This is a genomic window from Myxococcus sp. AB036A, from assembly GCF_006547355.1.
Classification (GTDB): Bacteria; Myxococcota; Myxococcia; order Myxococcales; family Myxococcaceae; genus Myxococcus; species Myxococcus virescens.
In genome coordinates this window covers 16,736-29,826 of sequence record NZ_VHLC01000004.1, presented here as the reverse complement: position 1 = coordinate 29,826, position 13,091 = coordinate 16,736, and the positions used below count along the sequence as shown (strand labels likewise).

Annotated in this window: 10 protein-coding genes; 4 read left to right on the top strand and 6 right to left on the bottom strand. The window is 69.5% G+C overall.

What is annotated here, in order from left to right; all coding sequences use genetic code 11:
• The first annotated feature begins 151 nt into the window (after positions 1 to 151).
• The 3 genes from FL344_RS02635 to FL344_RS02625 all read left to right on the top strand — a co-directional run bounded on the left by FL344_RS02635 (position 152) and on the right by FL344_RS02625 (position 2,569).
• Positions 152 to 847: a carboxypeptidase-like regulatory domain-containing protein gene (locus FL344_RS02635; protein WP_228564722.1), complete on the top strand. Its 696-nt coding sequence runs from the start codon at positions 152 to 154 to the stop codon at positions 845 to 847.
• Between the two features lies 1 nt (position 848).
• The gene (locus FL344_RS02630) at positions 849 to 1,364 is read left to right on the top strand and encodes a hypothetical protein (RefSeq protein ID WP_228564721.1); all 516 of its coding nucleotides are present in this window, start codon (positions 849 to 851) and stop codon (positions 1,362 to 1,364) included.
• 113 nt (positions 1,365 to 1,477) lie between these two features.
• The gene (locus FL344_RS02625; protein ID WP_141617389.1) at positions 1,478 to 2,569 is read left to right on the top strand and encodes a hypothetical protein; all 1,092 of its coding nucleotides are present in this window, start codon (positions 1,478 to 1,480) and stop codon (positions 2,567 to 2,569) included.
• A 10-nt stretch (positions 2,570 to 2,579) separates the two neighbouring features.
• Here FL344_RS02625 and FL344_RS02620 read toward each other — a convergent pair whose 3' ends face one another.
• From FL344_RS02620 to FL344_RS02605, 4 genes are all read right to left on the bottom strand, one after another.
• Entirely contained in the window at positions 2,580 to 3,038 is a 459-nt protein-coding gene (locus FL344_RS02620; RefSeq protein WP_186817749.1) for an STAS/SEC14 domain-containing protein, read from the bottom strand.
• Between the two features lie 130 nt (positions 3,039 to 3,168).
• Positions 3,169 to 4,506: a carboxypeptidase regulatory-like domain-containing protein gene (locus FL344_RS02615; RefSeq protein ID WP_141617388.1), complete on the bottom strand. Its 1,338-nt coding sequence runs from the start codon at positions 4,504 to 4,506 to the stop codon at positions 3,169 to 3,171.
• Between the two features lie 270 nt (positions 4,507 to 4,776).
• Entirely contained in the window at positions 4,777 to 6,570 is a 1,794-nt protein-coding gene (locus FL344_RS02610) for a hypothetical protein (protein ID WP_228564720.1), read from the bottom strand.
• Between the two features lie 30 nt (positions 6,571 to 6,600).
• Positions 6,601 to 6,969 carry a hypothetical protein gene (locus FL344_RS02605; RefSeq protein ID WP_228564719.1) on the bottom strand — a complete coding sequence of 123 codons (369 nt, stop codon included), beginning with the start codon at positions 6,967 to 6,969 and terminating at the stop codon, positions 6,601 to 6,603.
• A 152-nt stretch (positions 6,970 to 7,121) separates the two neighbouring features.
• On the opposite strand from FL344_RS02605, the gene FL344_RS02600 reads away from it, so the two are divergent.
• The gene (locus FL344_RS02600) at positions 7,122 to 8,528 is read left to right on the top strand and encodes an FAD-binding oxidoreductase (protein WP_141617385.1); all 1,407 of its coding nucleotides are present in this window, start codon (positions 7,122 to 7,124) and stop codon (positions 8,526 to 8,528) included.
• A gap of 12 nt (positions 8,529 to 8,540) precedes the next feature.
• Here FL344_RS02600 and serA read toward each other — a convergent pair whose 3' ends face one another.
• Together serA and FL344_RS02590 are read right to left on the bottom strand one after the other, a co-directional pair.
• Entirely contained in the window at positions 8,541 to 9,794 is a 1,254-nt protein-coding gene (gene serA / locus FL344_RS02595) for a phosphoglycerate dehydrogenase (RefSeq protein WP_141252669.1), read from the bottom strand.
• A 69-nt stretch (positions 9,795 to 9,863) separates the two neighbouring features.
• Positions 9,864 to 13,088 (bottom strand): hypothetical protein, encoded by a 3,225-nt coding sequence (locus tag FL344_RS02590; protein WP_141617384.1) that lies wholly within the window; start codon positions 13,086 to 13,088, stop codon positions 9,864 to 9,866.
• Between the last annotated feature and the right edge of the window lie 3 nt (positions 13,089 to 13,091).

The window sequence follows — 13,091 nt, the reverse complement described above, 5'->3', positions numbered from 1 at the left end:
TTCCCTGCGATTGCCGGGGGTTGTTGAAGGCCGGACGTCGCTCCGCCCCGCCGGTCAATACCTGCACCTGGAAGCCGGTGACACGTTGCAAGTCCGGAAAGCACCGGGCTGCGAGTGGCCCGGGTCGACCGGCCCAGGACGGGGGGTCCGGATGATCGACGAAGTCGATCAACGTTTGAAGGCGTGGGTGGGCCGCATTGCCGGTGATGTCCCGGTGTTCCTGGGCGTGCCGGACCGCGAATCGCTCGAGCGAGGCGTCTGCCTGTACCTGCTGGAGCTGGGGCCCGCGCCTCCGGTCCGGGGCGGGGGCGGGGGGCGCGCGTCGCTGCAGATTTCAGTCTGCTACCTCATCACCGCGGGGGCGGAGTCCCCGGAGCGAGCGCACCGGCTGCTGGGTGAGCTCGTCTTCGCGGCCATGGAGGAGGCGGACTTCGAGGTGGAGCTCACGCCGGTGCCCACCACGGTGTGGGCCGGGCTGAGGACCGCGCCGCGTCCCTGCTTCCGCCTGCGCGTCCCGGTGCGGCGGGAGCGCGCGATGCCCGTCATCCACCGGGTGCTCTTTTCCGCCACGCCCCAGGCCACGCCGACACCCGCGGAAGCGCTGCTGGGCTGTGTCGTCGGCCCGGGGGACGTGCCGATTCCGGGCGCGCTCGTCGAGCTGCCCACGTTGAAGCTCACCACGCGCACGGATGCCAAGGGCTGCTTCCGTTTTCCCAGCGTGCCCCCCGTGGCCACGCTGGGACGGCTGGAAGTGCGCGCCAGGGGTGAGCTGCTCGAGCTGGGCTCGGAGGTGCTTGCCGCCGAGCCCCAGCCGCTGCTCATCCGCCTGCCGTTGAAGGAGGAGTGACATGCCGCAAAGCCACCCGCCGTCTGTCACCTCCGAGGAGACGCCACGCGGCGCCGAGCGCGTTCCCGTGTCTCCGGGTGTCACCGCGCCGAACCCTGCTCACGGGACGCTGGAGACGTCCTGGATTGATGAATGGGGCATGGCGCCCGAGGCGTCCTTCCCTGACGCGTGGAGCGCGCGGCTGAAGGCGTCCGTCGCCGGTGCGCCCGATGCGTGGAGCGTGGGCCCCGTGGCTTCCATTTCCGGCGTCTCCGATGCGTGGGGCGCGGGGTTGGAGGAGACTGTCTCTGCCGCGCTCGACGCGTGGGACGCAGGGCGGGTGTCGATTGTCCTTGCCGCGCGGAGCCCGGGGCCGGAGACGGCAGCGCCTGATGCGTGGGGCGTGGGGCCCGAGTTGCTCGCGGTGTATGCGCTGAGTCCGGCGGCGCGGGGCCTTCGGGCGGCCACGTCGGAGGCCTGGGAACGGAGCGAGCCTCCCCCCGTGGCCACCGCGGGGACGCGACGACGAGGCGAATGATGGAACGGACAGCCTTCCGCGACAGGCCGGGCGATGGGGGAACCGCCGGGCTTGAGGCGGGAGCGCTGGCCTGACTCGCTCAATGCCGCACGGTCCTCCAAGAGAGCAGGTCGATGTCTCGCGTCTTCGATGTCTCCGCAGTCACGGACACCCTTCGTCTGTCTCCCAGCGGGACGGGGGAGGCCGTCTTCCACGTCATCAACGCCTCGCGTGCCCCCGTGCGCGCGCGCCTCTCGGTGGTGCCTGACGCAGGCGCCCGGCGTGAGTGGCTCTTCATCGACGGAGATACCCAGCGCGACTTTCCTCCGACGGGCGCGCAGCGAATCCTCATCCGGCTCCGCGTGCCAGCGGGGACGCCACCGGGCCACTTCACCTTCCACCTGCGAGTGGAGGACTGCGAGAGCCCCGACGAGCGGTTCGCGCAGGGGCCCGCCGTCACCGTCGAGGTGGTCTCCTCGACGCCCGCCGCGAGGGCGTTCCCCATGAACTGGGCTGTCATGGCGGTGGCGACGTTCATCCTGCTGGGGACGGTGGCCTCCCTGCTCGCCGCGGGCAGGGCGCGGCAGCCCAGCCCCGGGGCGCCCTGTCCGGATGGGCATTGTGGCAGCGGGCTGACGTGCGCGAAGCAGTTCGATGGGGGCGTGTGCCTGGCCTCGCAAGGCCAGCCCTGTGAGGCGGGCTCCCAGTGCATCACCGGCTACTGTGAGCCCGGCGTGGGGTGCACGGTGCCGCTGGGAAAGGACTGCGCCTCCCCGGACGACTGCCCGGGCGCGCTGGCGTGTGCCGACGTGCTGGGCTCGTCCGTCTGTCTCCTCGAGCCGGGAGAGTCCTGCGAGCACGACCGCGACTGCGCCAGTTTCTTCTGCAACGCGGAGCGCAAGTGCAACCGCGATGACGGACGCTGTGACAGCAACGCCGAATGTCATTCGCCCACGCAGTGTGGCGCGACGAAGCTGTGCCAGCTTCCAGATGGACAGCCGTGCATGCGGCACGAGGCCTGCCTCTCCGGTTACTGCTCGGAGACCTGCCAGATATCGCCGGAGTCCTTCCAGTGCGAGTCACCGTGCCCCGCGTACACCGCATGTGTGTCGGGAAGCTGCACCCCCGTGGACGGCAAGCTCCTCAACCAGAACATGCTGCTGACGGCGCCCCGAATCCTCAAGGGCATCCGGGAGCTGCGCATCCAGCAGGGCACCCAGCCGTAGCCGGTGCGTGTCACTGCAGTTCCGGCCGCACCGTCTTGCCGATGTCCACCAGCCGCCGCACCTGTTCCTCGCTCAAGCCCAGGTGCCGCGCGGCGCCCGGGACGTCCCCCGGAATGAAGGCGCGCATGGCCCGGGGACTGAACCAGTTGAAGAGCGTCACGACGCCGCGGACCAGTGGGGACTCGGTGAACACCGCCGTGGGCGGAATGACGTAGTCCTTGGGCACCTGGTTGAGCGCCTGCTGCCGCTGGGTGGCATTGGGCCCGGGCCCTTCGGCCAGGACGAGCTGCCCGGTGGCCGTGTCCTGGTGACGCGCGATGAGCTCGCAGTAGCGCGCCCAGTCGTCGGGGGCCGGTGGCTGCGCGTTGTGCGCCACCACCAACACCGTGCCGACATATGCCAGCCCCAACGTTCGGCTCCGCACCACATCCTGGATGTCGGGCGCGTCGAGCTGGACGGGAGCTGTCATCGCCGCGTCTCTCCGTTGGATTGCGAGCATGCCGGAGTGTTCCTCCGCATGACTCCATGTGCAACCTGTATTCCTTGGAATACTTGTCGCGCCGGCGCCCGAGGTGAGGCGCCGGCGGAGCGGCTTGGGGCTACCGGGCAGGGACGCGGAGGACCAGGCCCGGCGGAGGCAGTTTCGAGGCAGAGGTGGTGTCTCCCCAGGCCGCGATGGTGCCGTCGTGCCGGAGCGCCAGGCTCTTGTTGAAGGCCTGGCCCGCGACGGCGGCGACATCCGTCAATCCCGCGGGGAGCGTCGTCTGGCCAAAGGCGCCGTTCCCCCAGGCGACGACGGTGCCGTTGGACCGGAGCGCCATGTAGTGGTGTTCGCCTGCCGCGACATCCACGACGTCGCTGAGGTCCGGGGTGAGCGCGAGGTCGTAGTACGCCGCGCCAAATCCCCAGACGGCCGCGGTCCCGTCCGCCCGCAGCGCCAGTGCGCTGCTGCTCGTGTTGGCGATGGCCACGACGTCATCCAGGCCCGCCGGGACGACGAGGAGGTCGAACACGTCCTGCCCCCAGGCGGTGAGGGTGCCGTCCGCTTTGAGCGCCATGCCGTGGTACGCCCCCGCGGACACTGCGACCACGTCCTGAAGCCCTTCAGGGACATGCGTCTGCGGGTCGGTTTCCGCACCGATGGCCACGACCGTCCCATCCCGCTTGAGCGCGAGGACCAGGACTCCGTTCGCGCTGATGTCCACGACGTCCGACAGGCCCGCGGGCACCGGGACGGGGTCGGGGCCTCCCCACTTGACCACGGTTCCATCCGCCTGCAGGGCCACGGCGAAGGTCGTCCCCGCGCCCACGCTGACGACATCGGAAAGCCCCGCTGGCGTCGGAGTGACATCATTCAGGGAGTCGGCCGAGCCCCAGACGGTGACGGTGTTGTTCGGCAGGACGCCGATGCCCCAGTCGGCCGCATACGCGAGGGTCCGCTGTCGGAGCACTCGCAGCGACGCGGTGGCGGCGGGCTTCCAATCCAGGCCAGGCGTGACGACGACCTCCTGCTCGCCGGGCACAACGCTCCCCGGCACGCGCACCACCACCTCCGTGTCCGACCAGGACAGGTACTCCTCGGCGTCCACGCCGCCAATGGAGACGCGGGAGGTGCCACGCGTCTCGCCGAAGCCGGAGCCGGTGAGCTTCAGGTGGCCTCGCTGCACGGTGAGGGCGGGCGCTTCGAGCACCAGGGCTTCCTGGTGGCGGCTCAGCGACAGGTCGACCGACGTCGTCTGACCCGGCTGGACCTCCAGCGTGTCCCCGGCCCGCTGGTAGTGGTCCCGATGGGCCTCCACGGTGTGCGTTCCCGCGGGGACGTTGTCGAACGTGAAGCGGCCTTGCGCGTCCGTGGTCACGCTGTCGCGCACGCCGGAGAGGATGACGGTGGTGCCCTCATGGTGGCTCTCCCCTTCGAGGAGGGCCTGCCCCGTCACGCGGCCGAGCTGTGTCCCTGAGTCGTGTGGCTGCGTGCCGGCGTCGGGCGTGGGGGTGGGACTGTCAGGGGTGCAGGCGGAAAGGACCAGGAGGAGGGCCCAGAGCCATGAGGTTCTTGCGAGACGCATCATCGGAATTTCCAGTGTGTGCGGGGGAGGCGCTCCTCGGGCGGGAGGAGTCCTTCGACGAGGAATAAAGCCTGTGGCAGCCACCTGTCGCCCACTGGGAATTGTTATTCAAAATGCGTCTGGCGTTGCCAGCGTCTGCGTCTAGTCGAGGATGAGCTCCAACATCAGGTCGTCCTCGGGGTCCTCCTGGATGGACGCGTCCGAGTCGTCCACGTCGTATCCCTTGAGGGAGAAGCCCAGGGGCGTCTGTGCGCCGATGCAGGGAATCGTGCGGGGCGAGGTGCCTACGCCGTCGCCATCCATGTCGGGGTAGAGAACAACGTTCCGGTAGAGCGCGGCGTCCGTGTCATCGCAATCGTTACCCGTGGCCTGGGTGAAGTAGGGCTCGGGAAGTGACGCACCGGTGCACACGGTCCCCGCTTCGGGGTGGGTGTGCCCATCCGCGTCCCGGTCCACATGCGCGTAGGCAGCCTGTCGCCAGCGCGCCGCGTCTTCCGCCGCGCAGTCCGTCCCCTGGGCCGACCACGGCGCGGGCACCGTGCCATTCGTGCACAGCGCGACCGCGTCTCCCGCGCCCACGCCGTCCCCGTCCGCATCCGCCCAGGCCTGGACGGTGGTGTGGATGCGCTGGTCCGCGTCGTCGCAATCGTTCCCTCGTGGTGTGGTGGCATGGCCGGGCGGCAGCGCCATGCCCGAGCACACCGTGCCCACCTCCGGCGCGGTGAAGCTGTCACCGTCGGCATCCCGGTGCGAGTAGGCCAGGAGCCTCCAGAGGAGGGGGGCCGTGTCGTCGCAGTCGGTGTTCACCGCCGAGTACCCAGAGGGAATCTGCCGGCCCGCGCAGAAGGTCTGCCGCGTGCCCGTGCCGAAGCCGTCCCCGTCATCGTCGGAATACACGTGCCAGGTCACCATGACGGTGGCATCGCGGTCGTCGCAGTCATGACCGGTGGGCCACGGAGCATGGCCCGGAGGAAGCGCCGCGCCGCTGCAGGTCACGCCCTGTTCGGGCACCGTGTCGCCGTCACCGTCCGAGTCCCGGTAGGCATAGGAGCGCCACTGCCACCGCGAGGCGTCCTCCGGCGCGCAGTCAACGGAGTCCAGCGCGTAGCCGGGAGGCGCCGTGCGGCCCGTGCACCGCATGACGGGGTCACCACTGCCGAAGCCGTCTCCGTCCACATCCGCGTAGACGGTGCGCTCCTGCCACCATGCGGCGTTCGTGTCGTCGCAATCCAGGCCGCGCGCTTCCTGGGCGTAGCCGGCGGGCAATGTCATGCCGGAGCAGACCCGGCCTTCCTCAGGCACGGTGAAGCCGTCGCCGTCCGCGTCCCGGTGGGTGTAGTCGCGCCACGTCGAGCGCGCGCGGTCGTCGGGTGCGCAGTCGCCGTCGACCGCCGCGTAGCCCCGGGGCAGGTCCCTGCCCGCGCAGTGGGAGATGGGCTCGCCGTTGCCGATGCCGTCGAAGTCCGCGTCCGGCCAGAGCTGGATGGATGCGGCGAAGCGGGGGGCGTTGTCGTCGCAGTCCGGCGCGCCGGGTTGCTCGCGGTAGCCCACGAGCGTGTCGCCCACGCAGCCCGTCACCGGGCCTTCCGCGGTCGCTCCGTCTCCGTCCTGGTCAGGATAGAGCCCGGCCCGCTCCCGCCAGCGGGTCGCGTCGCCCGGAGCGCAGTCGCCGCTTTGCTGGCTCCAGCCCTCGGGGAGGCGCTCGCCGGCGCAGACCTCGCGCATCGCGCCTGCGCCCACGCCGTCGCGGTCATCGTCCGCGGAGCCTTCCAGGAGCCGCCACCGGCTCGCATCGCCGGGCGCGCAGTCGGCCGCGTCCGCGACACCGTCCCCGTCCGCGTCCTCTTCCGTGGGGCCTGATTCCGGAGAACACCCCGCGAGGAGTCCCGCCACGGTCAGCGTCAACGCCAGCCACGTCTGTCGATTCGTCCCCATGGGCGCCGTTCGTGCCATCGACGTGCGGTGCTAGGGGACGCGGGTCAGGTTGCAGGCGAATTGGTTGTAACTGATGCTGCCTCCCGACGACGTGGTGAACAGGTAGGCGCCAGGTTTGCTCATGGCGAGCAGGGCCAGTCGGTCGCAGCGGTCGCGGTACGCCACCGCACTGTTCTGGGTGTTGTTTGGCGCCGAGAAGGTCAGCGTTCGGGGAGATGCTTCGCCTTGGAGCACGCCCGTTATCTCGATGGTGCCTTCGAGCCGGACGGTGTAGCTATCCACGGTCGTGAAGACGTATTCCCGGCCGTTTTCAGCCCGTTCCGCCACCGCGGTGGAGGCCGCGAACAGGGCCGCGAGCAGGGGAAGGGCCTGGATGCACCGGGACAGGGACTTCGGCATAAGGGGTTCCTCGCGGAGGGGCTGAAAACGGGCGGATTCCGCCATGGGCCCACGCCCTATACGCCCTCCCTTCGATTCCTTGGCGGATTCGGCGCCAACGCGCCCCGTGCTGCACCTTGTCACAGCCGTCCGGCTGCAATACGCCTAGAGGCATGTCCACCGCCGCGCTCCCCGCCGACTTCCTCCAGGCCATCACCGAGGGCTTCCCCGTAGATTTCCTCACCCGGGAGCCAGGGGAACTCCAGGAGTACGGCCGTGACTGGACGCGCGTCTACACGCCCGCCCCCGCTGCCGTAGCGCTTCCCCGGACGACGGACGAGGTCGCCCGGCTGCTGGCCCTGTGCCACCAGCATCACATCGCCGTGGTGCCCTCCGGCGGCCGCACCGGGCTGGCAGGCGGCGCGGTGGCGGCCCGGGGCGAGCTGGTCCTGTCCCTCCAGCGCATGACGCGCATGGGGCCGGTGGACCTGCTCGGCAACACGGTGCGTGTGCAGGCGGGCGCGGTGACGGAGGCCGTCCACCACCACTGCGCGGAGCACGGCCTCACCTGGCCGGTGGACTTCGCCTCCAAGGGCTCCAGCACGGTGGGCGGCAACATCGCCACCAACGCGGGCGGGGTGAAGGTCATCCGTTACGGCCTCACGCGCCAGTGGGTGCTGGGGCTCCAGGTCGTCACCGCCCAGGGGGAAGTGCTGGAGCTCAATGGCGCGCTGGAGAAGAACAACACCGGCACCGACCTGCGCCAGCTCTTCATCGGCAGCGAGGGCACCCTGGGCGTCATCACCGAGGCCACCCTCAAGCTCACCCAGCTCCCCGGCAAGCAGGACGTGTTCCTCTTCGCGGTGCCGGACGTGGCGGCCGTGCTGCGGCTGTTCCGCGACGCGCGCCGGCAGAACGCCTTCAGCATCTCCGCCTACGAGTTCTTCACCGACCGGTGCATGGCGCGCCTGGGTCGCCACCGCAAGCTGCGCCCGCCCTTCGAGACGCCCAGCGAGTGCTACGTGCTGCTGGAGGCGGAGGCGAAGGACGCCGCGGCGGTGGAGGGCTGGCTGGGCTCGCTCTTCGAGCGCGAGCTGGTGACGGACGGCGTCCAGGCCCAGGGCGCGGCGCAGGCGGCCGAGCTGTGGGCGCTGCGCGAGGGCATCAGCGAGAGCCTCTCCGCCACCGGCCTGCCGCACAAGAACGACATCTCCCTGCCGGTGGCGGGGCTGGAGGCCTTCTGCGCGGAGCTGGAGGCCATCTTCAGCGCGCGCTACCCGGGCTGGGAAATCTGCCTCTTCGGCCACATCGGCGACGGCAACCTGCACGTCAACGTGATGAAGCCGGACGCCATGGACAAGGCGGAGTTCCTGGCCCACACGAAGCAGGCGGACCCCACCATGTTCGCGCTGGTGCAGAAGCACGGCGGAAGCATCTCCGCCGAGCACGGCGTCGGCCTGCTGAAGAAGGACTACCTGGGCTACTCACGCGCGCCGGCGGAGCTGGCCCTGCTGCGCACCCTCAAGCGGGCGCTGGACCCTCGAGGCATCCTCAACCCGGGCAAGGTCGTGGATGCCTGAGGGCGCCGGACATCAGGACAGGATGCGCGTCTTGATGTCCGTCTCCAGCCCGGCGATGGCCTCGCACACCGGGGTGGACACGTCCTGGTCCAGGTCCATCAGCAGGTAGCCGATGTTGGCGTCCGTGCTGAGCACCTGGGCGTGGATGTTGGCGTTGAGGTCGGAGACGATGCGGTTGATGTCGCGCAGCACGCCCGGGATGTTGCGGTGCACGTTGAGGATGCGGTGCGTGCCCGGGATGAGCGGCGCCTCGATGTGCGGGAAGTTGACCGCGCCCGTGCTGGCGCCCGCCTTGAAGTACTTCAGCAGGCTGGTGGCCACCTCCTTGCCGATGGAGGCCTGAGCCTCCTCCGTGGACCCGCCGATGTGCGGCGTGAGGACCACGTTGGGCAGGCCCTGGAGCGCGGTGACGAAGCCGTCCGAGTTGCTCTCCGGCTCCTCCGGGTAGACGTCCACCGCGGCGCCGCCCAGGTGCTTGGACTGGAGCGCCCGCGCCAGCGCGTCGATGTCCACCACCGTGCCGCGGCTGGCGTTGATGAGGCAGGCGCCCTTCTTCATCTGGGCAATCTGCTCGGCGCCCATCATCATGTGCGTGGTGGGCAGCGCGGGCACGTGGAGGGTGACGAAGTCGGAAGCGCCGAGCAGCTCCTCCAGGGTGATGGCCGGCTGCGCGTTGCCCAGCGGCAGCCGGGTCATCACGTCGAAGTAGAGGACGCGCATGCCCAGCGCCTCGGCGATGACGCCCAGCTGCGAGCCGATGTGGCCATAGCCGATGATGCCCAGCGTCTTGCCGCGCACCTCATGGCTGCCGGTGGCCACCTTGCGCCACTGGCCCGCGTGGACCTCCCGGCTGCGGTCGAAGAGCTGCCGCGTCAGGACGATGATTTCCGCAATCACCATCTCCGCCACGCTGCGCGTGTTGCTGAAGGGCGCGTTGAAGACGGGGACGCCGTGCGTGTTGGCGGACGTCAGGTCCACCTGGTTGGTGCCGATGCAGAAGGCACCAATGGCCAGCAGGTTCTCCGCGTGCTCCAGCGCCGCGAGCGGCACCGTCGTCTTGCTGCGGATGCCCAGCAGGTGCACCCCCTTCAGCCGCTCCGCCAGCTCGTCCGGCTTGAGGGCGGACGAGACGCGCTCCACCTGGAAGCCCTCGGCGGCCAGCATCTCCCCCGCGGACGGGTGGATGTTCTCCAGCAGCAGGGCTCGGAAGGGGCCGTCACTGCTGATGGCGCGCGTCGGAGAGGGCGGGAACTGGGGAGTGCTCATGGCGCCTTGCGTTAGACCTGGGACTCGGGACTGTCAAGGGTGGGGTGGGGCTCGCTTGAGGTCCATGCGTCATTGCGTGGTGGGGAAGCGCGGCTCGTAGAACTCCTTGGAGTCCCACTTGACGTCGTGGAACTCCGCCTCGCCCGCCTTGGTCTTCGCGACGCAGCGGAGGATGTTGTCCTTCGTGAACAGGCAGGGCTCGGCGTGGGGGTTGCCCGTCGCCGCGGTCTGGAACGCGCGGTGGATGAATTGCGGCTCGAGCTTGCCCAGGGCCAGGATGCGGTAGAACTCCTGGCTGAAGGGCAGGGCCTGGGAGGTCTGATAGCGGCTGCGGAACGCGATGACATAGGGCGTTCCATGGTTGATGAAGAGCCGGGCGAAGTGATGCTCCCAGCCAATCAGGCACGAGCTGAAGAAGGCGAGCAGCCGGGGCGGCTTCTTGCCGCGCTTGAAGGCCTGCTCGATGGCCTCGTAGGTGAACTCGACGTCGCGGCTGCTGTCGTTGTCGTCCACGGTCCACTGGATGACGCTTCTCAGCGTGTGGTCGGGGCTCAAGAGGCTCCAGCCCAGCTTCGGCGTGATGAGTGACTCCTTCGCCCACTGGGTGAGCGCGACCGGGTCGAAGCCGGTTTCCATGCAGAGCTTCTCCTCCTTGGCCGCCAGGCCATCCACCTTGGACGGGTCATTCCGGCACCACGTCGGGTAGCGGGGGTAGGCCATGTCCATGGACGCGAGGCGCATGGCGTGCTTCGAGCAGCGCACGTTCCCGTGGGTGACGTGGTGGTAGATGTCGCAGTCGCCGAGCTGGTTCACCCAGGTGTCGAAGTTCGCGTCCCGGTCGAAGAAGCGCTCACGGAACGGACCCCGTGATGCAAGGGCGAAGGCGTTGCGCACGTGCCCCAGCTCGACGTTCCACTGCAGCCCGGGGTCCGCGCGGTCGTAATAGAAGAGGGTGCTGAGCTGGTCGACCGGCGCGGGCGGGTCGAGCGCCAGGATGTCGTCGTGGGTGATGTCCCAGCCCCGCAGCTTGAGGTTGCACTTGCCGCAGAAGTGCGGGTCGAAGCGGGCCGGCGCATGATGCGGGTACTGCGGCCGCTTCTGCTCCCAGTCGGGGTAGCTCATCATGCAGTTGTGGTCGAGCGGGTCGTGGTGCTGGGGAACCACGCCCGAGGAGGCCTCGTGGTGGGTCAGCCAGAAGCAGTGGCCCACCTCGTGGGTGAAGACGAAGTCGGGGTTCGCATCCACGCTCTGGTCGATGATGCCCAGCAGGTCGCCGTTGCCGTTGGAGGTCGTGGGTACCTCTCCGGCGTCCGACGTCCTGAGCGCGTCCACGATGTCGTCCGACAGCTTGTATTCGAGCATGACGATGCCGCCGCAGGGCGCATCCCCCGTGCGGAGTCTGTCGGAGATGCGCGAGAGCAGGAATCCGCCGGCGCTGCGGACGTTCGCCGTGCTGACCAACTCGTTGAACATGTCGCTGACGAAAAACCAGATGTTGTTCTTCTGGTTGGCGCTGAGTTCCACGTCAGGGCGGAGCCGCACGACGGGGCTGGCGTCATGTACGTGCGTGGTGTCCAGCAGGCCAACGACGCTGGCGACGGACGGCTTGACGTGCGTCCGGATGTGGGTGAACCAGTCCGAGTAGTCCGTGTCGTTGATGACCTGGGAGATGCGCCGGTACAGCGTGTGGGAGAAGTCGACCTCCAGGTAGGCCTCCGCGTAGCGGTCCCGGCACTTCTGCGGCAGGTTCCCGTGGTTGCGCAGCGGCCAGCCCACGATGCCGAAGACCTCCACCCGGCGCCAGACGACGATGGGCTTCGTTTCGTACTGGCAGACGGGGTTGGCGGCCTCGAGCTGCATGGCATTGCCGCGGCCCGCGTAGCTGAGCCGCGCGCGCACCTGGTATCGGTCGCCGGCAATCAGTGACGGTTGGAGGTAGATGCCCGAGCGGCCCACGCGGTTCGGATGCGCGGCGCCGTCCGTGAATGCGGGGACCCAGAGCTTCTTGGCCCTGGCGTCCTCCGTGGGCGTTGCGTAGGGGGCATAGGACTGGGGCTCCCGCCAGAAGGGGTTGCGGAAGTTGCCGTCCTGGGTGCGGATGCCGCCGTAGGCCACGGGGCAGTTCGTGCCACCGTCGCCCGCGAGGTCGACGAAGTCGCTGCCGAGGACGCGGTTGACGTAGGCCCGGGTTCCCAGGTGCAGGTCGTGATTCAAGGGCAGGTGCGACACGTCTTCGCCCGGCTCGAGCGCGGACCAGTCCACTCGCACCGCGCCCACGGCCTGGGGGGCGGCGACGCGGCTTCCATCATGGCCCTTGAGGTAGATGACCGCTTCGAGCGGCACGAGCGGGCGGTTGAGCTTGTCGGCCTCGCTCCGCGTCTTGTTGTGCAGCGTGCTCCAGTCGATGGCGGCATTGCCCCGGTTGGGAGGAATCTGCCGCATGAACTCGTCGGTCTGGTTGGCGAGGTCCTCGTCGAAGCCCACGGCCTCCACGTAGACGCGCAGCGGCGCTCCATTCCCTCCTGGAATCGCGGTGCCTTCCGGGACGGGGTTGCGCTGGTCGTCGACCAGCGTCGGCCGTGCGCCATGGGCGTGCCCCAGCGCGCCGTCCAGCGCGTTCTCGAAATCGTCGTTCGTGGGCGCGGCGATGATTCGCAGGTCGCCGTGGTTGCGACGGAAGCGCTCCTTGGCCTTGTCCAGCAGGTCCGGGGTGGCCGCCGCGCGTGCTGGAGGGCCGGCGTAGTACCCGAGCTGGTTGAGCTTGTGGCAGATGCTGGCGGCGGTGCCCCGGACGAACACCTCGCCGGTGGCCAGCCAGGGTCCGCGGACGACCTCCACGGAATGGTAGAGGACGTTGACCCGCGCGGTGGTGGGAGGCGGGAGCGGCAGCTCCCTCGCTTCTTCCTCCGGGAGGGATTCGTCACGCCGGGACTCGCAGGGCGCCACGCTGCCCAGCTCGGTGTTGGGCAGGTCCTCGGGCTGGCGCAGGTCCTCGCGCGCATCCGCTTCGATGACGGCTTCGACCCGGAGCGTGTAGGGCGCCCTCAGCGGCGTGGCGAAGGGTTCCTGGACGGCGTCATTGCCCACGTTCAGCGCGCCCGACCAGGTGATGGCCGCCGGGCCGCCGCGGCAATCGAGCGCGTCCGAGCGGTACACGAGGGCATCCGCGTAGTCGCGCACCTCCAACTGGACGGAGACGAGCCGCCCTTCATCCGGCGGGTCGTAGGTGACGGCGAGCGTCTCCTGGGAAGGAGCGAAGTGCGTCCAGTCGCAGCGCAGGGGAAGGTAGGGCATGGG

Bases quoted from the DNA above. Each gene is read 5' to 3' on its own strand.
- FL344_RS02605 (WP_228564719.1), bottom strand. From the start codon at position 6,969: ATGCCGAAGTCCCTGTCCCGGTGCATCCAGGCCCTTCCCCTGCTCGCG.
- FL344_RS02610 (WP_228564720.1), bottom strand. From the start codon at position 6,570: ATGGGGACGAATCGACAGACGTGGCTGGCGTTGACGCTGACCGTGGCG.
- serA (WP_141252669.1), bottom strand. From the start codon at position 9,794: ATGAGCACTCCCCAGTTCCCGCCCTCTCCGACGCGCGCCATCAGCAGT.
- FL344_RS02635 (WP_228564722.1), top strand. From the start codon at position 152: ATGATCGACGAAGTCGATCAACGTTTGAAGGCGTGGGTGGGCCGCATT.
- FL344_RS02630 (WP_228564721.1), top strand. From the start codon at position 849: ATGCCGCAAAGCCACCCGCCGTCTGTCACCTCCGAGGAGACGCCACGC.
- FL344_RS02620 (WP_186817749.1), bottom strand. From the start codon at position 3,038: ATGACAGCTCCCGTCCAGCTCGACGCGCCCGACATCCAGGATGTGGTG.
- FL344_RS02625 (WP_141617389.1), top strand. From the start codon at position 1,478: ATGTCTCGCGTCTTCGATGTCTCCGCAGTCACGGACACCCTTCGTCTG.
- FL344_RS02600 (WP_141617385.1), top strand. From the start codon at position 7,122: ATGTCCACCGCCGCGCTCCCCGCCGACTTCCTCCAGGCCATCACCGAG.
- FL344_RS02590 (WP_141617384.1), bottom strand. From the start codon at position 13,088: ATGCCCTACCTTCCCCTGCGCTGCGACTGGACGCACTTCGCTCCTTCC.